This window comes from Anaerobacillus sp. MEB173 (genome assembly GCF_052119505.1).
GTDB lineage: Bacteria > Bacillota > Bacilli > Bacillales > JBJMAU01 > JBJMAU01.
Genome location: NZ_JBJMAU010000004.1, coordinates 218871 through 245083, shown reverse-complemented (window position 1 = coordinate 245083; position 26213 = coordinate 218871). Strand labels below are relative to the sequence as shown.

Annotated in this window: 33 protein-coding genes and 1 riboswitch; of the genes, 27 read left to right on the top strand and 6 right to left on the bottom strand. The window is 36.3% G+C overall.

The features are described from left to right. Window positions 1-115 precede the first annotated feature (115 nt). The 19 genes from spoIIAA (at window position 116) to ACJ2A9_RS11010 (ending at window position 14806) form a co-directional block, all read left to right on the top strand. Window positions 116-466 (top strand): anti-sigma F factor antagonist, encoded by a 351-nt coding sequence (spoIIAA, locus tag ACJ2A9_RS11100; protein ID WP_441421715.1) that lies wholly within the window; start codon window positions 116-118, stop codon window positions 464-466. Further along, window positions 467-907, top strand: coding sequence for an anti-sigma F factor (spoIIAB, locus tag ACJ2A9_RS11095; RefSeq protein ID WP_441421714.1), 441 nt, complete (start codon window positions 467-469; stop codon window positions 905-907). 12 nt (window positions 908-919) lie between these two features. After that, entirely contained in the window at window positions 920-1678 is a 759-nt protein-coding gene (gene sigF / locus ACJ2A9_RS11090) for an RNA polymerase sporulation sigma factor SigF (protein ID WP_441421713.1), read from the top strand. 240 nt (window positions 1679-1918) lie between these two features. Continuing rightward, a complete protein-coding gene (locus ACJ2A9_RS11085; protein ID WP_441421859.1) occupies window positions 1919-2530 on the top strand; it encodes a stage V sporulation protein AA in 612 nt (203 codons plus the stop codon). After that, window positions 2520-2942: a stage V sporulation protein AB gene (locus ACJ2A9_RS11080; RefSeq protein ID WP_441421712.1), complete on the top strand. Its 423-nt coding sequence runs from the start codon at window positions 2520-2522 to the stop codon at window positions 2940-2942. The genes ACJ2A9_RS11085 and ACJ2A9_RS11080 overlap by 11 nt, the downstream gene beginning before the upstream one ends. A gap of 21 nt (window positions 2943-2963) precedes the next feature. Then, window positions 2964-3425, top strand: coding sequence for a stage V sporulation protein AC (gene spoVAC, locus ACJ2A9_RS11075; RefSeq protein ID WP_441421711.1), 462 nt, complete (start codon window positions 2964-2966; stop codon window positions 3423-3425). Window positions 3426-3455: 30 nt separating this feature from the next. Then, the gene (gene spoVAD / locus ACJ2A9_RS11070) at window positions 3456-4478 is read left to right on the top strand and encodes a stage V sporulation protein AD (RefSeq protein WP_441421710.1); all 1023 of its coding nucleotides are present in this window, start codon (window positions 3456-3458) and stop codon (window positions 4476-4478) included. After that, a complete protein-coding gene (spoVAE, locus tag ACJ2A9_RS11065; RefSeq protein ID WP_441421709.1) occupies window positions 4471-4824 on the top strand; it encodes a stage V sporulation protein AE in 354 nt (117 codons plus the stop codon). Before spoVAD ends, spoVAE begins: the two co-directional genes overlap by 8 nt. A gap of 8 nt (window positions 4825-4832) precedes the next feature. Then, on the top strand, window positions 4833-5402 hold the full coding sequence (locus tag ACJ2A9_RS11060; protein WP_441421708.1) for a stage V sporulation protein AE: 570 nt from the start codon (window positions 4833-4835) through the stop codon (window positions 5400-5402). After that, on the top strand, window positions 5395-6870 hold the full coding sequence (locus ACJ2A9_RS11055; RefSeq protein ID WP_441421707.1) for a spore germination protein: 1476 nt from the start codon (window positions 5395-5397) through the stop codon (window positions 6868-6870). Before ACJ2A9_RS11060 ends, ACJ2A9_RS11055 begins: the two co-directional genes overlap by 8 nt. A 177-nt stretch (window positions 6871-7047) precedes the next feature. Then, entirely contained in the window at window positions 7048-8358 is a 1311-nt protein-coding gene (lysA, locus tag ACJ2A9_RS11050) for a diaminopimelate decarboxylase (RefSeq protein ID WP_441421706.1), read from the top strand. 103 nt (window positions 8359-8461) lie between these two features. Further along, the gene (locus tag ACJ2A9_RS11045) at window positions 8462-8896 is read left to right on the top strand and encodes a peptidylprolyl isomerase (protein ID WP_441421705.1); all 435 of its coding nucleotides are present in this window, start codon (window positions 8462-8464) and stop codon (window positions 8894-8896) included. Between the two features lie 148 nt (window positions 8897-9044). Beyond that, window positions 9045-9365, top strand: a complete 321-nt coding sequence (locus ACJ2A9_RS11040) for a hypothetical protein (protein ID WP_441421704.1) — start codon at window positions 9045-9047, stop codon at window positions 9363-9365. 379 nt (window positions 9366-9744) lie between these two features. Continuing rightward, window positions 9745-10026, top strand: a complete 282-nt coding sequence (locus ACJ2A9_RS11035) for a hypothetical protein (RefSeq protein ID WP_441421703.1) — start codon at window positions 9745-9747, stop codon at window positions 10024-10026. A 139-nt stretch (window positions 10027-10165) separates the two neighbouring features. After that, window positions 10166-10314: riboswitch (FMN riboswitch) on the top strand. A gap of 256 nt (window positions 10315-10570) precedes the next feature. Further along, window positions 10571-11662 carry a bifunctional diaminohydroxyphosphoribosylaminopyrimidine deaminase/5-amino-6-(5-phosphoribosylamino)uracil reductase RibD gene (gene ribD / locus ACJ2A9_RS11030; RefSeq protein ID WP_441421702.1) on the top strand — a complete coding sequence of 364 codons (1092 nt, stop codon included), beginning with the start codon at window positions 10571-10573 and terminating at the stop codon, window positions 11660-11662. Continuing rightward, window positions 11662-12315, top strand: coding sequence for a riboflavin synthase (gene ribE / locus ACJ2A9_RS11025; protein ID WP_441421701.1), 654 nt, complete (start codon window positions 11662-11664; stop codon window positions 12313-12315). Before ribD ends, ribE begins: the two co-directional genes overlap by 1 nt. Before the next feature lie 134 nt (window positions 12316-12449). After that, on the top strand, window positions 12450-13643 hold the full coding sequence (locus ACJ2A9_RS11020; RefSeq protein WP_441421700.1) for a bifunctional 3,4-dihydroxy-2-butanone-4-phosphate synthase/GTP cyclohydrolase II: 1194 nt from the start codon (window positions 12450-12452) through the stop codon (window positions 13641-13643). 115 nt (window positions 13644-13758) lie between these two features. Then, a complete protein-coding gene (gene ribH, locus ACJ2A9_RS11015) occupies window positions 13759-14226 on the top strand; it encodes a 6,7-dimethyl-8-ribityllumazine synthase (RefSeq protein WP_441421699.1) in 468 nt (155 codons plus the stop codon). 223 nt (window positions 14227-14449) lie between these two features. Continuing rightward, window positions 14450-14806, top strand: coding sequence for a GNAT family N-acetyltransferase (locus ACJ2A9_RS11010; protein WP_441421698.1), 357 nt, complete (start codon window positions 14450-14452; stop codon window positions 14804-14806). Window positions 14807-14812: 6 nt separating this feature from the next. On the opposite strand, the gene ACJ2A9_RS11005 is transcribed toward ACJ2A9_RS11010, so the two are convergent. Continuing rightward, complete coding sequence (locus tag ACJ2A9_RS11005) at window positions 14813-15328, bottom strand: DUF309 domain-containing protein (RefSeq protein ID WP_441421697.1); 516 nt, start codon at window positions 15326-15328, stop codon at window positions 14813-14815. 139 nt (window positions 15329-15467) lie between these two features. On the opposite strand from ACJ2A9_RS11005, the gene ACJ2A9_RS11000 reads away from it, so the two are divergent. From ACJ2A9_RS11000 to ACJ2A9_RS10985, 4 genes are all read left to right on the top strand, one after another. Continuing rightward, the gene (locus ACJ2A9_RS11000; RefSeq protein ID WP_441421858.1) at window positions 15468-16220 is read left to right on the top strand and encodes a segregation/condensation protein A; all 753 of its coding nucleotides are present in this window, start codon (window positions 15468-15470) and stop codon (window positions 16218-16220) included. A gap of 2 nt (window positions 16221-16222) precedes the next feature. After that, window positions 16223-16813, top strand: coding sequence for an SMC-Scp complex subunit ScpB (gene scpB / locus ACJ2A9_RS10995; protein ID WP_441421696.1), 591 nt, complete (start codon window positions 16223-16225; stop codon window positions 16811-16813). Window positions 16814-16924: 111 nt separating this feature from the next. After that, entirely contained in the window at window positions 16925-17335 is a 411-nt protein-coding gene (locus ACJ2A9_RS10990) for a hypothetical protein (RefSeq protein ID WP_441421695.1), read from the top strand. A 40-nt stretch (window positions 17336-17375) separates the two neighbouring features. Continuing rightward, complete coding sequence (locus tag ACJ2A9_RS10985) at window positions 17376-17870, top strand: DUF3907 family protein (protein ID WP_441421694.1); 495 nt, start codon at window positions 17376-17378, stop codon at window positions 17868-17870. Window positions 17871-17926: 56 nt separating this feature from the next. Here ACJ2A9_RS10985 and ACJ2A9_RS10980 read toward each other — a convergent pair whose 3' ends face one another. Continuing rightward, window positions 17927-18739 carry a DUF2935 domain-containing protein gene (locus ACJ2A9_RS10980; RefSeq protein ID WP_441421693.1) on the bottom strand — a complete coding sequence of 271 codons (813 nt, stop codon included), beginning with the start codon at window positions 18737-18739 and terminating at the stop codon, window positions 17927-17929. Window positions 18740-18898: 159 nt separating this feature from the next. Here ACJ2A9_RS10980 and ACJ2A9_RS10975 point away from each other — a divergent pair, with 159 nt between their 5' ends. Beyond that, window positions 18899-19888: a superoxide dismutase gene (locus ACJ2A9_RS10975; protein ID WP_441421692.1), complete on the top strand. Its 990-nt coding sequence runs from the start codon at window positions 18899-18901 to the stop codon at window positions 19886-19888. A 148-nt stretch (window positions 19889-20036) separates the two neighbouring features. Here the strand turns inward: ACJ2A9_RS10975 and ACJ2A9_RS10970 are convergent, their stop codons facing one another. After that, entirely contained in the window at window positions 20037-20876 is an 840-nt protein-coding gene (locus tag ACJ2A9_RS10970; RefSeq protein WP_441421691.1) for a metallophosphoesterase, read from the bottom strand. An 82-nt stretch (window positions 20877-20958) separates the two neighbouring features. Further along, window positions 20959-21528, bottom strand: a complete 570-nt coding sequence (locus ACJ2A9_RS10965) for a YkoP family protein (protein ID WP_441421690.1) — start codon at window positions 21526-21528, stop codon at window positions 20959-20961. A 135-nt stretch (window positions 21529-21663) separates the two neighbouring features. On the opposite strand from ACJ2A9_RS10965, the gene ACJ2A9_RS10960 reads away from it, so the two are divergent. Next, window positions 21664-22779 carry an MGDG synthase family glycosyltransferase gene (locus tag ACJ2A9_RS10960; protein WP_441421689.1) on the top strand — a complete coding sequence of 372 codons (1116 nt, stop codon included), beginning with the start codon at window positions 21664-21666 and terminating at the stop codon, window positions 22777-22779. Window positions 22780-22905: 126 nt separating this feature from the next. Here ACJ2A9_RS10960 and ACJ2A9_RS10955 read toward each other — a convergent pair whose 3' ends face one another. Then, entirely contained in the window at window positions 22906-24501 is a 1596-nt protein-coding gene (locus ACJ2A9_RS10955) for an alkaline phosphatase family protein (protein WP_441421688.1), read from the bottom strand. A gap of 46 nt (window positions 24502-24547) precedes the next feature. Then, entirely contained in the window at window positions 24548-25240 is a 693-nt protein-coding gene (locus ACJ2A9_RS10950; RefSeq protein WP_441421687.1) for a DUF421 domain-containing protein, read from the bottom strand. Window positions 25241-25409: 169 nt separating this feature from the next. Between ACJ2A9_RS10950 and ACJ2A9_RS10945 the strand changes: the two genes are divergently transcribed. Beyond that, complete coding sequence (locus ACJ2A9_RS10945; protein WP_441421686.1) at window positions 25410-25613, top strand: DUF1657 domain-containing protein; 204 nt, start codon at window positions 25410-25412, stop codon at window positions 25611-25613. Between the two features lie 144 nt (window positions 25614-25757). Next, complete coding sequence (locus tag ACJ2A9_RS10940; RefSeq protein ID WP_441421685.1) at window positions 25758-26201, top strand: YhcN/YlaJ family sporulation lipoprotein; 444 nt, start codon at window positions 25758-25760, stop codon at window positions 26199-26201. The last annotated feature ends 12 nt before the right edge of the window (window positions 26202-26213 follow it).

The following is a 26213-nucleotide window of genomic DNA, read 5'->3' as shown; positions in this document are numbered from 1 at the left end:
ATAGCCACTAGTTTTGTCACGGAGGAGGAGTCATCATTGCATCTATCGAAAACAAGTTATAGTAATGATGAAACATCTCATAAGGTCAAAACAATTATGCAGGGAGTGAACGATTGTGAGTTTACGTATTGATCTTGAAAAGAAAGGCAGCGTACTATGCGTCCGACTTAAAGGTGAATTAGATCATCATACCGCCGAATTATTACGGAAAAAGGTTGATGAGAAAATTAATGAAGATAAGATTCAGCACATTATTTTAAATCTAGAAATGCTCTCATTTATGGACAGCTCAGGTTTAGGTGTTATTTTAGGCCGCTACAAGCACATTAAGAATAACGGTGGAAAAATGGTAGTATGTGCAATTTCTCCTGCAGTCAAACGTTTATTCGAAATGTCAGGGTTATTTAAAATTGTTCGGTTAGAAGAAAATGAACAACATGCCTTGCAAACATTGGGGGTGGCCTAAATGAAAAATATAATGGAAATTAAATTTTCGGCGTTAAGTGAGAATGAGTCGTTTGCTAGAGTAACTGTAGGTGCTTTTGTTGCACAACTAGACCCAACGATGGATGAACTAACTGAAATTAAAACCGTTGTCTCTGAAGCAGTCACAAATTCGATTATTCATGGTTATGATAATAATCCGGAAGGAATGATCTATATTTCAGTGACGCTTGAACAAGATGTTATTCATTTAACGATTAGAGATGAAGGAATCGGAATTCCGAATCTTGAAGAAGCGAGACAACCGTTATTTACAACAAAACCCGAACTAGAACGTTCAGGAATGGGCTTTACCATTATGGAAAATTTCATGGATGAAGTGAAAGTTGTTACAGAACCATCAGTAGGAACAACCATTTACTTAACAAAGCATCTATCAAAAAGTAAAGCGTTATGCAATTAAGGAGTTCTGCTTATGGACGTGGAGGTAAAGAACGATAAAAAAGAAGCATATTTAAAGGATGATGAAGTCAAGAAGTTAATTGCACGCAGTCAAGCCGGAGACCATGAAGCACGTGATGTCATTGTCGGGAAAAACACGAGACTGGTTTGGTCAGTTGTTCAACGTTTTTTAAATCGGGGCTATGAACCGGATGATTTATTTCAAATTGGCTGTATTGGCTTAATCAAATCAGTTGATAAATTTGATTTATCCTATGATGTTAAGTTTTCGACGTACGCAGTTCCTATGATCATCGGTGAAATTCAACGCTTTTTGCGAGATGACGGGACTGTTAAAGTTAGCAGATCATTAAAGGAAACTGCCAACAAAATTCGTAAAGCAAAAGATGAATTATCTAAATCATTAGGACGAATTCCGACAGTTAATGAAATTGCTGAAATGCTAGAGATCACAGCTGAAGAGGTGGTCTTTGCCCAAGAAGCGAGTCGAAGCTTATCATCCATCCATGAAACAGTCTACGAAAATGATGGCGATCCAATTACGTTACTAGATCAAATTGCTGACCACTCAGAAACAAAGTGGTTTGATAAAATTGCATTAAAAGAAGCGATACGGCACTTGGATGAAAGGGAGCGGTTGATCGTATATCTCCGCTATTACAAAGACCAAACTCAATCAGAAGTAGCAACAAGACTGGGGATTTCCCAAGTGCAAGTTTCACGACTCGAGAAAAAAATATTAAAACAAATCAAAGACCAAATGGGCGATTAACGCCTTATTGGTCTTTTTTTAGTTTAGAGTTTAGAATTTAGAGTTTAGAATTTAGAGTTTAGAGTTTAGAGTGGTTTTAGTTGATTCAAAAGAAGCTTTCAAACAACTTCTTAGAATAACCGGAGCAACTTTAAACTCTACACTCTAAACTCTAAACTATATAATGCATGGAAATCGGTGGAGAAATCCATACTAGTAACAAATATGGAAGAAGGGGGGAGTCAATTGGTTGAAGATCAGATGGTTTACTTACGAATGAGACATAGAGTTGAAGTAAAGCTAGATCAAGATGTAACCATAGGGGATATTGCACAAATTGTTTCAGCAAATCAGATTCGAGAAGAAATCGGCAAGATAATGATTCATCATGTAACAAAAAATGATAAAAATCTAGTTGTTATTGATGTGATGAAAGTGATTCTCGAAATTCGAAAGCAGATGCCAGATATTGAAGTCCAAACAATAGGTGGTTCACAAACGATTTTACAAGTGTACTATCCAAAGAAAACGTTCACTCCCGTCTATTTTATTTCTGTATGGCTTTTATTGTTTGTAGGTGCTGGATTAGCAATTATGAATTTTCATGAAGATGTGAGTATGCAAAAAGTCCATCAAAAAATATTTGAAATTGTAACTGGGGAAGAAAACTCAAAACCTTTACTTTTTCAAATTCCGTATTCTATAGGTTTAGGAGTAGGAATGATTCTATTTTTTAATCACCTGTTTCGAAAGCGGATTAATGAGGAACCTAGTCCTCTAGAAGTAGAAATGTTTAATTATCAACAAGACCTCGATCAATATGTCATTATGAATGAAAACAGTGAAAGTGAAACAAAACTAAATGGCAATTGAGTTTATCTTAACGGTATTAATTGGGTTTGCGGGAGGTCTTGCTGTCGGCAGTGGACTTGTTGCATTTTTAACCGTACTTGGTATTGTGCCGCGATTGGCGCAGTTAACGAAAACGAAAAAATTCATCCATGCTTACGAGTGGGGTGTTGTTAGTGGAGCATTAGTCGGTTCATGGTTAAGCCTCAGGGAGCCTACATTGAATTTGGCTAGCTTTTGGTTAATTATTTTAGGATTAAATGCTGGCATCTTTGTTGGAATGCTGGCAGCCGCACTTACAGAAGTCTTAAATGTACTGCCTATTTTGGCGAAACGAATTGGTGTTTCTGACAAAATTATCATTCTCCTTATGGCGATTGTCCTTGGAAAAATTTGTGGTTCATTATTCCATTGGATCTATTTTGTTGACCAATAATATCAAAGGTGGAAGAACTTCATGGACGAAAAAACAAAAAAGAAAAAATTATACAAAAAAAAGATAGCGCCTTATCAACCAAAACCTAATTATATAAGAAATTGTTTAAAAGCTTTTCTGGTTGGTGGTTTTATTTGTGGTATAGGGCAAGGGATAGCAAACTTCTATATTTTTAATTTTAATATCACACAAAGTGCGGCCGGAGCACCAACGATTGCAACGTTAATACTTATTGCATCATTATTAACGGCATTTGGTGTCTATGATCGAATCGGGCAGTTTGCAGGAGCCGGGTCAATAGTTCCAGTTACCGGGTTTGCAAATTCAATTACAAGTGCAGCACTCGAACATCGGAGTGAGGGACTTGTCCATGGTATTGCAGCCAATATGTTTAAAATCTCTGGTGCGGTTATCGTCTTCGGGGTAGTATCTGCTTACGTTGTTAGTATGGTAAGACTGTTAGTACAAACATTAATTTCGTAAATGATTGATTTCTAGAAGGGGGAGACAGCAATGAAGCTGAAAGGGAAACAAACATGGCGTTTTGAAAATGATATCTATCTTTCCTCATGTGGAACAGCTGTTGGACCAATCGAAATGGAAGGCCCTCTTGGAAAAATGTTTGATAAAACATACGACAATTTATATTGCGGTGAAGAAAATTGGGAATTAGCCGAAAGAAAACTAATGACTGATGCAATTGAAAGCTGCCTGAAGAAAGCACATAAGAAAAAATCTCAAATTGACTTTTTACTAGCTGGTGATCTGTTAAATCAAATCGTTACCTCGAATTATGTAGCTAGAGAGATGGAAATTCCGTTTCTAGGTATGTTTGGGGCATGTTCTACTTCGATGGAAACTCTAGCATTAGGTGCAGTCCTCGTTGATGGGGGATATGCGAGTAATGTGGTTGCTGCGGCCAGCAGTCATAATGCAACAGCAGAGCGTCAGTTCAGGTACCCCACTGAATACGGCGGACAGAAACCGGATTCAGCAACATTTACTGTGACGGGTGCAGGAGCTGCTTTGGTAAGTCGGGAAAAGTCAAAGATTAAAATTACTGAAGCAACGATAGGAAAAGTTGTGGACTTAGGTGTAAATAATCCATTTGATATGGGTTCAGCAATGGCCCCTGCAGCCCATGATACAATTTTGGCTCACTTAAGGGATACAGGAAGAGATGCTTCTGAATATGATTTAATTGTTACAGGAGATTTATCGCGAGTAGGAAGTACGATTCTTTTGAAGTTGCTCGAAGATGAAGGTGTTCATTTACAAAATAACTTTTCAGATTGTGGGGTTATGATATACAGTCCCGACCAGCCGGTCTTTGCGGGAGGAAGCGGGTGTGCGTGCTCAGCTGTTGTTACATACGGACATTTGGTTGAAGAGATAAAAAATGGACATTTAAAAAAAATTTTTGTTGTGGCGACTGGAGCTTTATTAAGTCCATTAATGATTCAACAGAAAGAAACAATCCCGTGTATTGCTCATGGCGTTGTCTTGGAGCTCGATGAGGGGGTTCCAAATGGCTGAGTATGTCATCGCTTTTGTTGTCGGTGGAGCAATATGCGTGGTCGGACAAATTCTGCTTGATTTTTTTAAATTATCACCTGCTCATGTCATGAGTTCATTGGTTGTTGCCGGTGCGTTATTGGATGGATTTCATTTATATGATCGTTTGATCGATTTTGCCGGTGCAGGAGCAACGGTACCAATCACGAGCTTTGGACATTCACTTGTACATGGAGCAATGGTTGAGGCTGACAGGCATGGATTTTTGGGTATTGGAATGGGAATTTTTGAAGTAACATCGGCTGGGATTTCTTCTGCTATTTTATTTGGGTTTTTTGTTGCATTACTTTTTAAACCAAAGGGGTGAAGGCAAGCATGAACAAGAAAAAAAGGGTCATATTAATTACTGATGGAGACGATTCGGCCAAAAAAGCTGTACAAGTAGTAGCAAAACAAATTGGTGGTCGCTGTATTACACAATCATGGGGGAATCCAACGAGACTATCAGGAGATGAACTTGTGAAGCTCATTCATCAGGCACCATATGATCCTGTTCTTGTTATGTTTGATGATTGTGGGTTTCAAGAGGAAGGACCCGGAGAGGTTGCAATGCGAATTGTTGCCGAACATCCAACGATTGAGGTATTGGGAGCAATTGCCGTTGCATCAAGAACTCATGCTTCAGAATGGACGAAGGTTGATGTAAGTATTGATCGCTATGGGATGCTAACAGAATATGGGACTGATAAATATGGCTTAAAAGATCTGGAACGAGGTCGGATTAATGGAGACACCGTATATATTTTGGATCAATTAAATCTACCTATTGTTGTTGGGATCGGTGATATTGGGAAGATGGCTGGAAAGGATGCAGTTGAAAGAGGAGCTCCCATTACAAGGAAAGCGGTAGAAATCATTTTAGAACGGAGCGGATACAATGAGTAAAAATACAAAAGAGAAACAACCTGTATCGAAGAACATCCATCAAAATGAAGATTACTTAACAAAACAGCTTGGTATTGGGAAAAGCTTCGATGTAGGTATAAGGAAAATAAACATCTTAGGTAAAGAATTGCAAATATATTTTGTCAATGGGTTATGTGATACAGCTTTTATTATAGAGTTAATGAAGGAATTAATGGAGCTTGATCGTCATGAGAAGAAACAGATCATTCCTCGTAAAGCAATTGAAAACCGTTTAACACACCAACAAGTTGAGTATGCTGAAGATTTAGATCAAGCAATAATTCAACTTCTTTCAGGACTAATTATTTTACTTATTGAAGATGAATCGGAAGCGATTATAATAGATGTGCGAAGCTACCCTGGCCGAGGCCCGAATGAGCCTGATACAGAGAAAGTGGTACGTGGAGCAAGGGATGGGTATACAGAAAATATTATAGAAAATACTGGCTTAACAAGACGAAGAATCCGTGATGAGCGGCTTAGACATGAAATTCTTCAAGTGGGTGAGCGGTCCAAGACCGATATTTGTATTGCCTATTTAGAAGATGTAGCTGATGATGCAATGGTGAAAGTGATTCGAAAAGAAATTGAAAATATTAAGATTGATGGCTTAACGATGGCTGATAAAGTTGTCGAAGAGTTTATTGTAAAACAAGGAATGAATCCATTTCCTCTCGTTCGCTATTCTGAACGTCCTGATGTTGTGGCAACACACATACTGGAGGGACATGTTGTCGTCTTTGTAGACGGGTCCCCAAGTGCAATTATTACGCCAACGACTTTTTTTCACCATGTTCAGCATGCAGAGGAGTTTCGCCAAGCACCAGCTGTAGGGACGTTTTTTAGATGGGTTCGTTATTCGGGAATGATTTTTTCTTTAATTATTCTACCGTTATGGTATTTAATGGTTGTACAACCAGATATGTTACCGGCGGCCCTTGAATATATTGGGCCAAACGAAACAAAAAATGTGCCTGTTTTTGTCCAAATCCTCCTGGCTGAGTTTGGTATTGAGCTGTTGCGGATGGCGGCAATTCATACCCCTTCACCGCTAGCGACTGCGTTAGGTCTAGTCGCCGCATTGTTAATTGGGGATATTGCCATTTCTGTTGGACTTTTCATCCCTGAGGTTATTTTATATGTTGCAGTAGGAGCGATAGGGACGTTTGCAACGCCTAGTTATGAGCTCGGAGTTGCTATGAAAATTGTTCGTTTAATCCTCATTGTCATGACAGCTATCTTTAAGGCGCCTGGTTTTATTATAACGTTGACAATATTTGTTCTATGGTTAGCAAGTATTCGTTCATTAGAGAAACCATATTTCTGGCCGTTTTTACCATTTAATCCGAAAGCTGCAATGCAAATCATTGTTCGTACGTCCGTACCGACAATGAAGAAACGTCCGAGTATAGTTGGTACGAAAAATAACACAAAACAGCCGGTTTAACTAATATTTGCCTAGTCGTTGTTAGTGAGTTTTTATTGAAGTAAAGTGATAATTATGATAAAGTGTTACGTAACTTATTTTAGATACGTAACAGCTATATCTTTTAAAAGGTAGCTAACTAGCCGAGCTTATTAGCTGCCTTTTTATCATTTTAGGTTTAGTGAGAGGGGAAAAGGGATGTTTTTACACGGTACAAGTCAAATTAATCAACAAGGACATCTTGAAATCGGCGGGGTGGATACTGTTGAGTTATCAAAAAAATATGGAACACCATTGTTTGTCTATGATGTTGCACTAATAAAACAAAAAGCAAATGAATTTAAAGAAGCATTTAAAAAACATGGAGTAAAGGCTCAAGTTGCCTATGCAAGTAAAGCATTCAGTTGTGTTGCAATGTGTCAACTGGCTGATGAATTAGGTTTAAGCTTAGATGTCGTTTCAGGCGGAGAATTATATACCGCACTAACAGCAAATTTCCCTGTTGAACGCATTCATTTTCATGGAAACAATAAAAGTCCCGAAGAAATTGATATGGCTGTAAAAGCAGGTATTGGTTGTTTTGTTGTTGATAATTTTTATGAGCTTGAATTAGTTGAACAAGCATGTATCAGACACCAAACGAAAACAGCTATTCTGTTACGCACCACACCGGGGGTAGAAGCACATACTCATGAATATATTACAACCGGGCAGGAAGATTCGAAATTTGGATTCGATCTTGTAAGTGGCCAAGTTGATCAGGCTATTTCCATGACGAAGGATAAGGAGACACTACAGCTGCTTGGATTACATTGTCATATTGGCTCACAGATTTTTGAAACGACTGGATTTGTGATGGCAGTGGAAAAAATCTTTTCATACTTAGCAAAATGGAAAGAAGAGCTTGATTTTACACCTACTGTACTGAATTTAGGCGGAGGCTTTGGTATTCGTTATGTAAAAGGTGATGAGCCATTACCATTGTCAGAATATGTTGATGCAACTGTTGAGGCCGTTATCGAACAATCGAGAACTCTTGGTATGGAAGTTCCTGAAATTTGGATCGAACCAGGACGTTCACTTGTTGGAGATGCAGGTACAACATTGTATTCAGTTGGTTCAGAGAAGGACATCCCAAATGTTCGCCATTATTTATCGGTTGATGGAGGGATGACGGATAATTTACGTCCAGCACTGTATCATGCTGAATACGAGGGAATTCTTGCAAACCGGGCAAGAGAGGAAAGTGACCACGTATACTCGATCGCCGGTAAGTGCTGTGAAAGTGGGGACATGTTAATTTGGGATCTTCCATTACCTAAAGCAAATCATGAAGATCTATTGGCTGTCTTCTGTACAGGAGCATATGGTTATTCAATGGCAAATAACTATAACCGTATACCAAGACCAGCAGTTGTCTTTGTAGAAAACGGTAATTCCCAAGTTGTTATTAAAAGAGAAAGCTATGAAGATTTGATTCGTCTTGATGTTTCATTAAATACGTTATAGTTACATCTACTACCCTTTCTCTAATTGAGTTGGGGTATTTTTTTCTCATTTGTACTAATTTATGGTATTATGGGAAAGATGTTATCAATAGGAGGTATTACATATGAAAAAGGGAAGCATTACATTTGAAAACGGAGAAAAAATTGAATTTGATCTTTTTCCGAATGAGGCACCAATAACAGTTGCTAATTTTGAGAAACTAGCGAATTCTGGATTTTATAATGGTTTAACATTCCACCGTGTTATTCCTGGTTTTGTTGCACAAGGTGGTTGTCCTATCGGAAATGGTACAGGCTCTGCTGATGAGCGCATTCCATGTGAAACTGAAGGTAATCCGCACAAGCATGTTGCAGGTGCATTATCAATGGCTCATGCAGGGAAAGATACAGGCTCTTGCCAGTTTTTCATCGTACATGAACCACAACCTCATTTAGATGGTGTACATACAGTTTTTGGTCAAGTAACTGAAGGAATGGACACTGTTTTACGTGTTAAACAAGGTGATGTAATGAGTAAGGTAGAGGTTGTAGAAGCGTAAGAATAAAAAATAATATTTGTAGAAGCCGAATGGAGGGGATCTTCATTCGGCTTTTTTCTTGAATCGACAAAATAATTAAAAATACTTTAATGGATTAGCAGGTAAATAGCACCTTTTGACGAATGATAAATAATAAGAGGTGATTAATATGACGGATCATGTAAGAGATGAGATTAGTAAATGGCGAGAGGAATTAGAATTAGAAAAAAGAAATAATGTGGGTGACGTAAACGAAGCTGTAGAAAAAATCTCTGTAGTACGAGCTAAATACTACGTAGCTGAAAGAGCGTTAAATTCATTTGATAACGCAGAAGAAAGAAAGAAGTTTTATGAAGAAAACGTTAAACCTCTTGAAGAAGCATTAGATAAAGCAGAAGAATATTTTGAAACAATTAAATATGCTAAAGGTATGAGAAATGCTCATATAGATTTATTACTTGCTCAAATTGAAATAAATCTCACTTCATAGTATTCTATTTTTACAGTTTTATTTTTAAGGGTAGAGCCTATAAGAATTATGCAAAATTTAAAAGGGAATTCATACCTTTCTATAGTATATTAATATACTATAGAAAGGAGATGAAATAAGTATTGTTCCCTAGTAAGGACGAAGTAATTATCACAGTTGGAATAACTGTAGTAAAGTTAATAGTAGTTGCTGTAATCATTTATTTATGGAGAAGGTACCATAAATAAATATTTTACGTAGAATAAAGAAGACTGTCTATTTTTAGGCAGTCTTTTCAACTTTTTATGAAAAATGATTCTTTGTTGAAAAGTTGTAAAAAAAACATGTAGGAAAATACATAACTTTCGCAGAAAATAAAGTTGAGGGGAGGGAGGTCTTCATGAGTGAGAATTTACAATATTATGTAATTGAAACGAATGGACGTATTCATTTCTTGACAAAATATGATGAGAACGAAGCATTTAAAAAACTTATGGAATCTAACGAAAATATTCTTGAAGTGTGGATGGATGGGATGATGTTAATTGATATTACGTACAATCCAGAAAAAGAAGCGTTTCAGACTGCATTGCATCGAAAATTAGATTTTTATCCTGAAAAAGGTCAGCAAATGTTTCATCAGATTGTTGAAAAACTAAGTGAAATTTATCAGGATATTTAAATTTTAAGTTGAAAATTGAAAGTTAAAGTTGAAAGTTGATGCAGGGGGAGCGTCAAGATTTGGCTAGTTTAATGACAATATATTGACGATATGTGATTCAACAGGTAATATTGAATTATAATAAAATAGCATGAATAAAAAGTTCCTTCGGGGTAGGGTGAAATTCCCAACCGGCGGTGATGAAGTTTGGTTACTTCTAAGTCCGTGACCCGGTAAGCTTGTATGCTTAGCGGTGGATCTGGTGCGACTCCAGAGCCGACAGTATAGTCTGGATGGGAGAAGGAAGAAAATAGCAAAAAAATGCCTGTTTAGATTACGGGATAAGTGTGTCTTTTTTTAGCAGTTATAAGGAATGATTTACTTCTTAAGTAACATTATAGAAGTAAGTTTTTACCTCCAACTGTAAACAATAAAAAGGACCTGTTGCTTATTAGTATTTTCTTCTACTTATACCACCCTGGGAATGATACCTCAGGGTTTTTTGTTGTATTAATATATAAGACACTCACATTTTACAACTTTAAACAAAAAAGCGGTGGTAACAATGAATGATCATCAATATATGAAACTTGCCCTTGAACTTGCAAGTAGTGCAAAGGGACAAACAACCCCTAATCCTTTAGTCGGGGCAGTTGTTGTTAAAGATAATCAAATTGCAGGTATGGGAGCGCATTTAAAAGCAGGGGAGCCGCATGCTGAAGTTCACGCATTACGAATGGCTGGTGAAAAAGCAGAAGGGGCAACTATCTATGTAACGTTGGAGCCATGCAGTCATCATGGCCGTACACCCCCATGTGCCGATCTTGTAATAGAATCTGGAATTAAGCGAGTCGTCATCGCCTCTACTGATCCTAATCCAAAGGTGGCTGGTAAAGGGATAGCAAAACTTAAAGATGCTGGAATAGATGTTGAAGTTGGCTTGTTAAAAGAAGAAGCTAATGAGTTAAACCGAGTATTTTTCCACTATATTGCTACAAAGAAACCTTTTGTGACATTAAAGTCAGCGACTAGTTTAGATGGGAAAATTGCAACTGTTACAGGCGAAAGTAAGTGGATCACTGGTGAATTGGCCAGGGAAGATGTTCATTATTTGCGACACCAACATGATGCGATACTTGTAGGGGTAGGGACTGTTATAGCAGACAATCCTTCTTTAACGACCCGACTTTTGAATGGTGGGAAGAATCCGATTCGGATTATTTTAGATCATCAATTAAGAACACCGTTGGATGCTTCGGTTGTAACCGATAGTCAAGCCCCAACGTGGTTTATAACAAGTCAACAAGCACCTGCTGAAAAAATAGCTGCTTTAAAAGAAATGGGGATGACGGTTCATCAACTTAATTCTAGTGTGATTGATGTTAATAAGATGCTCGAAGTACTGGGAGCAAATGGAATTAGTTCTTTATTAGTAGAGGGAGGAGCAAAAGTTAATGGCAGCTTTTTGCTTTCGCGGGCTGTTAATCAGGTGATTACGTATATTGCTCCAAAGTTAATTGGTGGACAAAATGCTCCAACATCTTTTAGTGGTACAGGTTTTGAAAGTATCGCGGATGTTTTATCACTAAGAGTGAGGTCAGTAGAACAACTGGGAGATGACATCAAGATTATCTCTGTGCCAAAGGGGGAAATATAATGTTTACAGGGATTATTGAAGAAATTGGTACGATTGAACAAATGAAGCAATCCGGGGATGCAATCGTTATGACAATTCAGGCTAGTCATATATTATCGGATGTTCAAATAGGTGATAGTATCGCAGTTAATGGTGTATGCTTAACCGTTACCTCATTTGATAAACAACGGTTTACAGTTGATATGATGCCGGAAACAGTACGTAATACGAGTTTGCGGCAGCTAGGTCGCAGTTCTAATGTAAACTTAGAAAGAGCGATGGCAGCTGGAGGACGATTTGGAGGTCATATTGTTTCAGGACACGTAGACGGAATTGGCGAAATTGTAAAAAAAGAAAGAGTTGACAATGCCGTCTACTATCAAATAAAGGTTGATCCTGATATTCGAAAATATATTGTATTAAAAGGCTCAATCGCCATTGATGGTACAAGTCTTACGGTGTTTGGAGTAACCGATGATACATTTACTGTTTCAATTATTCCTCACACATTAACAGAAACCGTCATTGGTTCTAAAGGTGTGGGAGATATTGTAAACCTTGAATGTGATATGATCGGTAAATATATTGAACAATTCATCGATCAACGCTTTTCAAACCAAAAACAAGGATCCACAATTACTGAGAATTTTTTGGAAGAAAACGGATTTAAGTAAATTTAGAATTAAGAATTGAGAATTAAGAATTGATTTTCGTAATTTCTAAGAGGCTTTCTTCTGTGAAATCACATGAAGTAATTCTAAATTCTAAATTTTTAATTCTTAATTAAAAAAGAGGGGTGGGGGATTTTATGTTTGACCCGATTGAAGAGGCGATTTATGAATTAATGCAAGGTAAGGTTGTCATTGTTTGTGATGATGAAGACCGTGAAAATGAGGGGGACTTTGTATCATTAGCAGAGAAAACGTCACCAGAGGTTATTAATTTTATGATTACACACGGGCGTGGACTTGTATGTGCACCAATTACAGAGGAGAGAGCAAGAAAATTAGAATTAGTACCAATGGTTGATCATAATACAGATCCACATGGGACAGCTTTTACGGTAAGTATTGATCACAAAACGACGACGACTGGAATTTCGGCTCATGAACGTTCGACAACTGTTAAAGCACTTGTTGATGAAGAAACAAAAGCAGGTGATTTTAAAAAACCTGGTCACATTTTCCCTCTCGTCGCGAAAGATGGCGGTGTATTAAGGCGTGCTGGCCATACCGAAGCTGCAGTTGATTTAGCAAGGTTATGTGGTGCAAAACCAGCAGGTGTAATTTGTGAAATTATTAAGGAAGATGGATCAATGGCCCGTGTTCCGGACTTACGGAAAATTGCTGATGAGCATGATCTGAAAATGATTACGATTAAGGATTTAATTCAATATCGTAATCGCAAGGATAAATTAGTAACCAAAGAAGTTGAAATTGATCTTCCAACTGAGTTTGGTGATTTTAAAGCAGTAGGCTATTCAAATATTGTTGATGGAAAAGAACATATCGCATTAGTAAAAGGCGAAATCATTCCTGATGAGCCAACGTTAGTAAGAGTCCATTCTGAATGTTTGACTGGTGATGTACTTGGGTCATATCGTTGTGATTGTGGACCACAGCTTCATGCTGCGTTGACTCAAATTGAAAAGGAAGGTAGCGGTATACTTTTATATATGCGTCAAGAAGGACGCGGGATCGGCCTGCTAAACAAAATGAAAGCATATAAGCTGCAAGAAGAAGGCTATGACACAGTTGAAGCAAATGAAAAATTAGGATTTGCTCCTGATCTTCGTGATTATGGAATTGGTGCTCAAATTTTACGTGATTTGGGTGTAACAAAAATGAAACTGTTGACGAACAATCCTCGTAAAATTACGGGCTTGAAAGGGTATGGCTTGGAAGTTGTCGACCGTGTACCACTACAACTGCCACATAACAGTGCCAATGAAAATTATCTGCGTACAAAACATAAGAAATTAGGACATTTACTTCATTTTTAAATGTAAAATGTAAAATTGTTCGGGTTTATCAGGATGTTGTCTTCTGTGAGTTCACTGAAGTAACTCTAAACTATAAACTCTAAACTATAAACTAATCACAGGGGAGTGTTGAGAAATGGGTAAAGTATATGAAGGAAATTTAGTAGCATCTGGGTTAAAAATCGGGATTGTTGTAGGGCGATTTAATGAGTTTATTACAAGTAAATTATTAAGTGGTGCACAGGATGCGCTTAAGCGACATGGTGTTAATGAAGAAGATGTAGATATCGCTTGGGTACCAGGAGCATTTGAAATTCCATTAGCAGCGAAAAAAATGGTTGAGACAAACAAATATGATGCTGTTCTTACATTAGGTACTGTGATCAGAGGAGCAACTCCACATTTTGATTTTGTTTGTAATGAAGCAGCAAAAGGTGTGGCAGCAATTTCTTTACAATCAGGGGTGCCAGTAATCTTTGGAGTGTTAACAACAGATTCAATTGAACAAGCCGTTGAACGTGCAGGAACAAAAGCAGGTAATAAAGGCTGGGATACAGCAGTATCTGCAATTGAAATGGCAAACCTAAGCCGCTCATTTGAATAAAAACATGAAAACGCTTGGTCAACCAAGCGTTTTCTATTGTGCTGTTTCTTTATTTCAAATAAACAGCATAGGCATTTGTCTATTTTTTTCCCTATTATTACAATAGTCTAAAAATTTAATCACATTTTTATATTAAATTCGTTATAATATTGTTGAGCAACTAGTATTTGGTGTAAAATCTAGTTGTAAAATGATAATCTTTTATATTAACGAGGGATGAAAAATGCTAGTACCGTATAAACCAAGTTATGAGAAGATTGCAATGGGGCTGCTATCTTATATGCCTGAAGAAAAGGAGATAAAAAAGCTCCAACAAACAATCAGGCGGTACGAAACAGATGAGGATTGGCAATTATTCCTCTGGAAAAAGGACGATATTATCGGAGTCATCGGGATTCATTTATTACAAGATAGTACCGCTGAGTTATGCCACCTTTGTATCAATCCTTCTTATCGAGAAGAAGGTTTAGGGAAAGAGATGATCGAAGCGATTCGAAAAAAAGTGGATGGAAAATTGATCCCGACTACTTGTACAATGAGCTTTTACAGAAAATGTGGCTTTCAATATGTTGATTTGTAGAAGGGATTAACTCCCTTCATTTTTTTTTCTTTTTTGGCGTTGTCGTTCTGCAATGACATCAGTGCGGTCTCGAAGTCGATGTTTATGAATGAGAAAGGGGTCTTTTTCAACAGTTAATTCACCCCATGTGTATCCTTTTTTACTACAAAGCTCTCGGCAGTGCTCTATTAGTTGCGTATTGGTTAATGGGATGTTGAATGGTGCATAGTCTGCTGCCGACTCGATCTCCTTTTTTCTATCTTTCATAGTAGCTAAAAGTTGATTACGATCAATTCCTAGAGAAAGTAGAGAAGCGGGTTCATTTTCTAAAATTTGAAGTGAACTGTGCATCATTCGTAATGCTCCACCTAGATTACCTCTTCGATGGTGATAGAGAGCAACGGCAAGCTGAATAAGTCCAACCCATTTTCTTTGTGGCGGGTTTTCGCTTTTCCAATGCTCCTCTAAAACTTCATGACATTCAAAATAATCCCTTGATCCATGAAAATAGACAAGGTACTCAATATAGGCTTTTGGGTACATACACAAAATCCTTCCTTAAAATGGTCTACTGTTAGTGTAACACTAAATAATAAATGAATAATACATTAAAGCAACAATTACCGTTTAGAAATATGGTATAATCCAAAAAGTAAATTATTACTTGGTGGTTTTTATTATGATTCAATATAATGTAAAGCTAGATGCTTTTGAAGGCCCTTTGGATCTTCTTCTTCATCTTGTAAATAAAGCAGAAGTGGATATTTATGATATACCGGTTTCAACGATAACTGATCAATATTTAAGTTATATTCATACAATGCAGGAATTAAAACTCGACGTTGCCAGTGAATATTTAGTTATGGCCGCGACATTATTAGCGATAAAAAGTAAAATGTTGTTGCCAAAGCAAGAAGAAATAATATTTGATGAAGAGTTGGGTATTGATGATTATGAGGATGATCCACGTCAGGAATTGATTGAGCGACTAGTGGAATATCGGAAGTTTAAAGATGCGGCAGAGCAATTGAAAGAACGGGAAAAAGATCGAGGTCTTCTTTATACTAGACCGGTTAGTGATTTCAGTCAATATGTTGTTGATGAAGTACAAGAAAGACCGATGATGAATGTATCAATCTATGACATGCTGACCGCCTTTCAACGACTTATGCAACGAAAAAAGAATACTTCACAAACGATGACCACAGTCCAGCGGGATGATATATCGATTGAAGCAAGAATGGGAGAAATACTAGAAGAATTAACCTATTCAAAAGGGAGTAAAAATTTTTATGACCTCTTCCCACATAATGATAAAGGTCATATGATTGTTACTTTTTTGGCAGTACTCGAATTAATGAAAAACAATTCAATTTTTTGTGATCAAGAGGACAACTTTGCAGACATCATGATTTATAGAACAAGGGAGGTTTGATCTTGAAAGAGCAGGAAATGAAAGCAATAATTGAAGGACTTTTGTTTATCTCTGGTGATGAAGGTATTGAATGCAAACAGATTGCTGAAGTTTTGGAAATAGATAAGAAAAAAGTGAAGAAATTAATTCAAGAATTGGCTGCTGACTATAAAGAACAAAATAGAGGTATACAGCTTGTGGAATATGCAGAATCATATCAATATACAACGAAGCCAGAGCATGCGGAGTATTTTAAACGATTGGTTGATCTGCCAAGTTCATCAACGTTATCACAAGCAGCACTAGAAACGTTAGCGATTGTTGCATATCGTCAGCCGATCACACGTGTAGAAATTGAAGAAATAAGAGGCGTGAAATCAGAAAAAGCCTTACAAACACTAATTGGAAAAATGTTAATTAAAGAAGTTGGACGAGCGGAAGGTCCTGGTAGAGCGATTCTTTATGGAACGACTAAATATTTCCTTGAACAATTTGGATTAAAAACTACCGATGAGCTTCCTCCTTTAAAAGAAGATTTTGATGAACAATCTATTGAACAGGAAGCTGATTTGTTTTTCGAGAGGTTCCAGGAAAAAATTGGTGATCTTGGTTAAAAGATAATGTGAAGTAATATCTGTGACTATCATTGAAAGAATACAATGTCTGTTAAATTTGGTATAATTTTGATTGGAACATATTTATTACTATTGCTAGGAGGGATTTTGATGCTTATTACTTTTTGTGAAGGAAAAGAGCTAGAAAAAGAAAGACCAAATACTTCTGAGGATTTCTTTAACCGCTCAACTGTTAAATTTTTGTTAGATGGTCAAGAAAAAGAATTCCATCTTCTATATATTCGCTACTTTGACGAGATTTTTAACAGCTTTGTCCCTTTTGAAAGTGACCCCATTTTTCAGGCGGGAGATCGTGAAGTAACGTTTAAAGACATTGTAGCTCTTGTTTGTCTGATCAAAAATCCAACCTTTGCAGAACGCAAAAGAATTTATATTAATGATCAAAAAGAATTTCAACAGTATTTTCAGGGGATTAATTATGATAAAATTAAAGAAATATTCGAAGCTCTTCAACAACGTGGAGAATATAAATTGGACAATCGTTTAGTTTTTCAAAATTAAACATACTAAAAGTAACAGATAAACAAAGGAGGAGAAAAATGTGGGGAATAATTTAGTGAAGGGACAAATTACACTCGTTGATGAAAACTTGACAAATATTTGTCAAACATTAGAAAATTATTTAAATGAAACGACACTTTCAGGGCTGATAAAAGAAGCAGAAGGTGAAGATCAACGTGAATATTTTACTTCTCTTTTGTCTTCAATAAGAAGAGTTTTCGTCTTTTGTGACGAAGGAAGAGAAGCTTGCGAAGTGATTTTAAAAGGACAAACCTTCCGAAAAGTAGCCGCTGAGAAAACATTATACTGGGTATATCATCATTGTATCGAAGAGTTTTTTAATCCTCGTATTGATAACTGGTATGAAAATAGCCGAGCAGCTTATACTGGGAAAAATTCAATTAAGTTTGCTCAAAAAGTTCCATCTTCTCTTGAAACAATGATGGCAAAAATTGAAGGTCCGTTTCAAACAATGAGAGAAGAATTAGAGTACTATGAAACAGATTATCAAACAAAAACGATTCAAACGAAATAAAAATAAGAAAATCCTCCTTTAGAAAGCAAAGGAGGATTTTTTGTCTGTCTTCCTGATCATTCGGTTCTGGGCTTTGTTGGATCACATTGTGGATAGTTAACGTCTGGTGTGACCTGAGCCAGCTTCATAAGGTAATAACACTCTTCTCTTGACATATGATCAGCCATTAGAGCGGAAAATGTTCCAAGTAGTTTATTATTCATTTCTAATTCTTCAAGCTCTGCTAGAAACTTTTTAAATAAGATGATTTCCAATTCGACATCATTATTAAAACGGTGAAGGGCAGGGAATGTTTCGATATTTGCCCGTAAATATCCAGCCATTTCCACCGCTTTTATATAAAATTGTTCAAAGTGCTCAGTGAAAGTATCACTTTTTTCCCTGATTTGTTTTTCTGTTAGATCTAATGATCCAGATATCCCGTCTGCATGCCCTGCAGCATCTAATAACCAGACAAGATGATAGTGCAATGGATGACAAACAGGTGGAAATTCTTTTTGTGACAGGTAAGGTAATACTAACAAATATTCTTCAACTTCATTAACCATATGGTTTAAAAATGTGGGAGGCAATTCAATGGTTATATCCCCTACTAAATGCTGACCAATAAGGTCTAATTTATATTGTCGAATGAGTTCAGCTTGTTGATGTGCTTCATCAGTTAATTGTAAGATTTGATCTGTAGATAGATTCTTTCTTGATTTTGCTAATAATGTATCAAAAGTATGTTTAAATTGTTCAGCTCTTTCAATTTCTTTTTTTTCGTTTGGTGATAAAGTATCCAATATGAAACGTGAGTGATCACCCAATACTTGTAGCCAAAACCGGTGTTCGAACAGGGCAGTCTTATTGAAATCATTCCTGTACAAATTGTCTCCCCCTTTATGGATAAAACGTCAACAATAACTATATGTACCACCTATAAAGAAAATGCACGTCACTTTTATGCGGTGTAGGCTATCTCCTAAAACATTTTTCTCTTACTAGGCATATAGTAGAAGCGAGATTCAATAATAAGGAGGGGCAAAATGGAGGAACAAAGCAATTTTAACAAGGCTACTTATATTGAAGAATTAGAAGCTTGGGGATATCGATTTAATGAAAATGTGAAGGAGAATGGAGCTAGCCTAGAGGAGTATTATGGGAAGGAAATAATACAGGATATCAATCATCATTCAACACAATTATTAGAAAAGATTACCCGATACAAAAAAGAACAGGAATCGGATAATCGTTCTGATGATGTAACACCAATTGCTGATTTAGCAAATCAGCTTTATGAACAATGGTTATCGTTGGATGAAAAACAATTGAATGGACGTGAAGAAACAGAATGTAATAGAAACGAGCAAGAGGAAAATCGCTTCAATTTTGTAAACAAAGAAGTGCAGGCAGTGCCAATTGGTAAGCATCAACTGCCGCCGCTACCTTATGATTACAATGCACTCGAACCATATATAAATCGAGAAATTATGCAATTGCATCATACAGAACACCATCAATCTTATGTGGATAACCTAAATAAAGCAGAGAGAAAGATGCAAGAAGCTCGTGAAAAAAATGACTTTGAGCTTATAAAACATTGGGAGAGAGAAGCTGCTTTTAATGGGGCAGGACATTATTTGCATACAATCTTTTGGAATAATATGAGTCCAAGAGGGGGAGGAGAGCCAAAGGGTTCATTACTTGCACAAATTAATAAAGACTTTGGTAGCTTTAATAAGTTTAAACAGCATTTCTCTGAAGCGGCAAAAAAAGTAGAAGCAGTCGGTTGGGCGATTTTAGTTTGGGCTCCGAGAGCACACCATTTGGAAATTCTTCAAGCTGAAAAGCATCAAAACTTAAGTCAGTGGGATGTTGTGCCATTACTGGCCCTTGATGTATGGGAGCATGCATATTATTTGCAATATAAAAACGAACGAGGGCTCTATGTAGATAACTGGTGGAATGTCGTAAATTGGGATAATGTAAGTCAAAGATTCGAGCGAGCAAAGCAATTAAAGTGGACGCCGTATTAAATGTAAAATGTATAATTTAAAATGTAAATCTTTTGTTGTAATTCATTGACGCATTTAATAAAAGATTTCTTTTAGAAATACTTTAGATAATTTTACATTTTACATTTTAAATTTAATAAAAAAGCGAATGGTTTGCCATTCGCTTTTTTTAGCTTGCTTGTTTTTTTGTTTTGATTTTCACAAGTGATAGTTGATGGATGGTGATTTCCGGTCGGCTTCCCAGGCGGATGTTTAATGCGGTTTGGCCAAGTCCTTCACTTATATAAAACGGCTTTCCATTATGATAGTGAAGACCTTTAATAATGTTTTGCTTCGCTAGTTCGCCCATTATGACTAAATGGTATGGCTTAGGCCAAAAGATTTGTCCGCCGTGGAAGTGTCCTGATAATAGATAGTCAAAATGATAATTGTCCATATGCAAGACGATATTTGGATCATGAGTAAGAACGAGTGAGTAGTCATTACGTGTTGTCTTTTGAAATGAAGCAGGGAGATCGGAATGGTTCGTACTAAAGTTATCAATACCTATTAATTGTATCGTTTTTCCCTTTACTTTGATCGTTACACTTTCATTTTGAAGTGTATGACATCCAAATTCTTCAAGGGTTTGTTTTAATTGTGCAAAGTCGTCCCCTTTTAAAACATAATCATGATTACCAAATACAGCATACGTGCCATATTGAGGGTTTAGCTTTTGAAAGACTTTTAAATAGGGAATTAGCTTTGGAATAGATCGTTTTTTGTCTAGAAAATCACCAGTTAATGCAATAAGGTCAATATGCTTATCTTTTAGGCTCTCATATAACTCATTGGGAGTAACGGAAAGCTTTTCAAGGTGCATATCTGAAATTTGTAAAACGTGTAGCAATTGCTTCGTTTCTAGCTTTTGTTCATTTATTTCGATAGTATTTAACGAAAACTTTTTTGTATTTTTATAAGCAAATAAAAATAGGGAAGACAGTACAAATAGACTTATCCCAAGGATCATTAATGCTGACCTCCTTTATACTAGTACAACCTATCTACCAGTATAAAGGAAAAGTAGCGGAGAAGTCATTGGAAATTAAAGGTCATTGTGCTTGTAAATACTTCTGAAGTAATTTTTCTTTAGACATAAATAAATAATTAGGCGCATGCTTTTTCTTTTTATATGAAGAAGGTTCAGTAGAAAATAGAAATGAAATTGGACTTAATCTTGCTGCTTTAAACCAACGGTATATACGGCTTTTTATTGATATAGATTCAAACCCTAATCGTGCATGCCCGCGATTAATCATCGTAATCCCGACAATACCTTTAATTTCTTCATACTTTTCATGTTCTTTAATATAGGCAGCAAGTGAAGGGAGTGATTCTTCAACCATTTTGTAGATAAGCAGAGCTTTTTTGACATCGCTTTGAATTGTAAGCATATCTTTAATTAACTGTGTATTGTACAAATGAATTTTAATTAATATATCATTTTTTTTTATTGAACAGCCATCAGATAAAACGACGTCTCTCCCTTTATACTTAGTGAGTCTGACACGAAAAATATTTTTATTCTTTTCCTTTTTCCCGTCGCTAAGGTGAGTAATGCCATATAGATTAATATAAAATGGATCAATAAAGTTCCAAATATTAAACAAAATTGAGCGCATTATAAAACTCTCCCTTCTAATGATCGCATTTTTATTTTGGCTTAATTTACAAATAATAAACGAAAACTGTATGATTTTTTTCCGACGTTTCATACTAAAAGTACGAATATAGATCGAATACAGGAGAGTTGTATCATGAGAAAGGTATTGTTTATGCCTTTACTACAAATATCCTCTGGTCATCATCAAGTTGCAGATGCATTGGCAGATTGGCTGAAAAAGTCTTTTGATGACATCGAGTGTGAGAAAATTGATATTTTGCAATATGGCTATGGTCCAGTTGAAAAACTCGTTTCACAAATCTATTTAAAGTGGATTCATTATTGCCCTTCCCTGTACAGTTGGATTTATCGTAAGTCATTAACAGAAAAAATGGAGCAGAATAAACGGTATGTTTTATATGAAATTCTTTTTGAAAGAATAATGAAAAAGATTGTAACGGAAACAAAGCCCCATTTAATTATTTGTACACATGCATTACCTTCTTATCTTCTCAATCGTCTTAAAGGAAAGGGAGAGATTTCCGTTCCTGTTATTAATGCGTACACTGATTTTTTTGTGAATAAGTTATGGGGGCTACAGAATATCGACTGTCACTTTGTTGCGGATCATTATTTAAAGGAAGGACTACTTTCCAAAGGGGTTTCTGAGGACGCTGTACATGTGACTGGAATACCAATTCATCAGAAAATTATCAAAAAGGAAGACAGGAGAGATAGGAGTCAACCTTATTATCAAATTATTATTACGGGAGGTAGCTTAGGAGTAGGTAAAGTTGATCGTTTCATTACCACATTACAACCAAACTATCTGATTCGCTATGTTGTGCTTTGTGGAAAAAATAAACGACTATACGAATGGATTAAACGGTATAATCATCCGTATATTGTTGGTCTTCCATACATTGATAGTCGAGAAAAAATGAATGAGATATACAATAATTCGGATGGTATCATCACAAAGCCCGGGGGTGTTACACTGAGTGAGTCCCTGCATAAAAATATTCCTATCTTTATTTATGATACATTACCTGGGCAGGAAGAGATGAACTTAAATCATTTAAAAAAGTCAAATGTTGTGTTTCAATTAGAGACTTCAGAAGAATTGAATATTGAGGAAAAAATATTAGAAATACTACAGTCGGAACAACGTTTTAATGCCTATCAACGCGCACTTCAAACATATCATTCTTTTGTAAAGAGAGAAGCAATTGATCAAAAAGTGAATGATATTATTGCTGGTTTACGTTAAAAGGGGGGATGTCTCAAAAGCTAAGTAACAGTCACCTCAACCACAAAATCTAGATGTTATTTGTGGTGTAACCTCTAGATTTTGTTAACATCGAGGAGAGCTGTCACTTATGAGATACCCCTTTTTTTATTCTGCCTTATTTATTTCCTTGCTAAAGAGTCCAAGAATATATTCTTTTAGATCTGTTATTCTTCGATATCTTGGTTCAACGTCAGTTCCTGCGACAATTAATGCTGTTAATGTATCATTTTTATGAATGCCTCCATGTTCCCCTCCGTCGGGGTGTGCAGGAGCTCCTTCCGTACCAAAGGCGTGTCCCGGCTTAGCTGCTAATACAAGTGCAGGAGTGTCCAGACTATGAAGAGAGCTATATAATTGATTGAGGACGTCTGGATAATCGACATACGAGATTCTTTTTTTCTTGTCATCTATTTTTAATGTGACATTCTGATATTCTCCTTCAATTGTCCAAGTCTGATCATAACGATCAGTCCACGGACCAGTTTGTTTAAAGCGGAATTGTTTGTTCGTGTCAGGTGTAATGACATGTATCCATTCTTCTTCTAACCATGCAGCCATTGCGATTCGATTATCAATCATTGCTGTCTCTGCAAGGGTTGGAATAACCTCTTGACCCCCAATTGGATAAACATATGTCATTCGATGATTGTTAGCAAAGACGAGTTCTCCTTCTTGAATTGGATCACCTAGTCTGTTAATGGCATAATCATGAAAAATAGATTCTAAATCGATGGTTAACTTTTCATCATCCTCAATTTGCTTATCTGATCCATGATCACCGAGAACAATAAATATATTCTCATCTAATGCTTGATCCCAACTTTCATAGCTATTTAATATATCTTGGAAAAATAATTCCGCCTGCTCAAAACCCAGGCGATAATAAGGGCTGTGGTGATGAGCCTTTTTGTCAAAATCGGGAAGGAAGACCATCATTAGATCAGGCTGTTCTCCTTCATTAATTAATGTTTTTACCGTTTCAATGGCATAGGCGTCATTTAAACCATATCTGCTAAAGATTGAATCTGGAAGGTCCTTATCTTGTAGCACTTTAGGTTTGACCATTTTTCCAAAAGCAAGTATATCTGGACCTTTTGTTTGCATTTGTTCTGGTAAACCTAATGCTTGGTCGGGTATCGTTGGTATGTTAATTGTATGGATATTATCACCGCGATACAAAAGCATATTAATTGAACCAGTTGTAAAATTTTTTCTGCTTAAATCCTCGTAAATTGTTGTCACATTTTTGCTTAGGTGAGTGTTGTTTAAATGATAAACTGAATCCTCTAATGATTGAGTCAGGCCTAATTTCACCAGTTTCTCATATGTTGAGCCGTAATCAATTAAACGATTTTCATCGGTTTTATACCAGACAAGGCCGGGGATTTCATGCTTATCTGGTGTTTGACCAGTGATTAGTGAGCTTTCGATGACAACAGACATTGAAGGAAAGGGAGATACTAAATCCTTATAATAAAATCCATTCTCAATTAAAAAATCTAATGCCGGAATCCCCCCTTTTTCCCTGCTGGAATCAATTAAGGAACCCATCATTGTATCAAGCATAACGACAATTACTTTTTTATTAGTATTTGATTTCTTTTCTGCAATAGAGGCTCCTTTAAATTCACCCTCGTTTTGGTTACAGCCAGAGGATATAAGCAATAAAAATGTCATCACTATTAATAAAAGTCGTCGCATCTGAAAACCCCCCAAGAGAAATGTAGAATTAATTATTAATTATTAATTAGTTTTTCCTAATAAACGGTTGGACAAAAAGCGGTTGTCCTTCTAGCCATTCTGCATAGAGGACTTGTTCGGGTTTTACAATACCGTGTACTCCTAATTGACGTTCTAACCATTTTTCATCAAAACCTGCTTCTTTTACGTTATCCCACATGACTTCGCCGTCAGAAATGATTGTTATTGGGAGGTAAACTGGTTTTTCAGGGACATTTAAATCTTGGTTTGTTGGTTGGTCAAATTTAGACTTTTTTAATACATTAACAGCTCCATTTGCTTCTAAAATCGCATATTGTACCTCTCGAATTGAAAACACATCTTTGTCGCGAAGTAAATGCTGCAATTGATTAATGTCTAATTTGTTTTTCTTTAATTCTTCTCTGTCAATGGCCCCATTTCGAATAACAATAGAAGGAGTTCCTTCCAGTATTCCACGTGTCTTAGATATTTTTTGTGTAAGCATTTCCACAAAGTAAATTAGTGCTCCCCATAAACTAACAGCGTATAAAACGTAATGAATACCAATGTCTTTATCATAAATTGCATTCCCAACAAGTTCCCCTAACACTAGTGCTGAAATAAAATCAAATGGTGTGATTTGAGTGATCTGTGTTTTGCCTAATACCTTTGTCATGATAAGTAGGGCAACAAATCCCACGAGTAATTCGACTGATAAATGAAAAAAATTTGTATTCAACATCATTCTCCCCTTTTTTTCCCACTTCAACCTTTATTTTGTACATCATAGTGTAAATCGATGCAACTTGTCTTAATTTCCAATAAACTTACAGGATAGTTCCTGTTCATTTTTGTCATTCTATAACCGTAGTCTTTACACTACATCATGAATAGGGAGGTATTTTTTTATGACAGTGGCAAGTCAAGTAAAACAAACATTAGCAGGATTAAAGAGTGCACAGGCAAGTTTGGAAGGTTTTGCATTACAAACGGAAAATCAACAAGCAAAACAATTATTCCAAAATGCTGCTCAGCAAACACAAACAATTGTTGACTCTTTATCACCGCGGTTACAGCAAATTGAACAGGAAGAGCCACAATATAAGCAATAATGCACAAAATCGAAAAAGGTTGGTGCCATGCATCAACCTTTTTAATGAGAAAGCTAAAATTACATTAACCTATTTACATAATGTGTAAGTTACTACCCATACTAAAGAATAAGTTAATTTCAACATAGATTGGATGGATGGTTTATGAATAAGATTCTTCTATTCGTGTTCGCAATCTTAATACTTACTGGATGCCAAGCAGGTGGTGGAGGAGGGCTACAACAAGGGGATGTTACACCAATAAACATAGGCAAGGATGCAATTGTTGATCAAACTAAAGCTGACAATTCTAAAAGTATTGTAGCATCCATGGAAGAAGTAATTGGTGTAAAGGGTGTGAATTTGAAAGAAGATATCTATATCGCAGTGCAAGTAAAACAATTTGATCGACTCCGTTTAAAGCATATTCGGAAGACGGCTTTTGACAAAATAAAAAAACGCTATCCAAAAGACAATATTCATGTGTCAACAGATAAGAAAATCTTTATGGAATTAGAAGAACTGGAACAAAAGCTTAAACGTAATGAAATTACTGAAAAAAATCTTGAGAAAAAAGTTAAAAAGTTAGAGGACGATATGAAAGGATAAAAGCTGGATAGA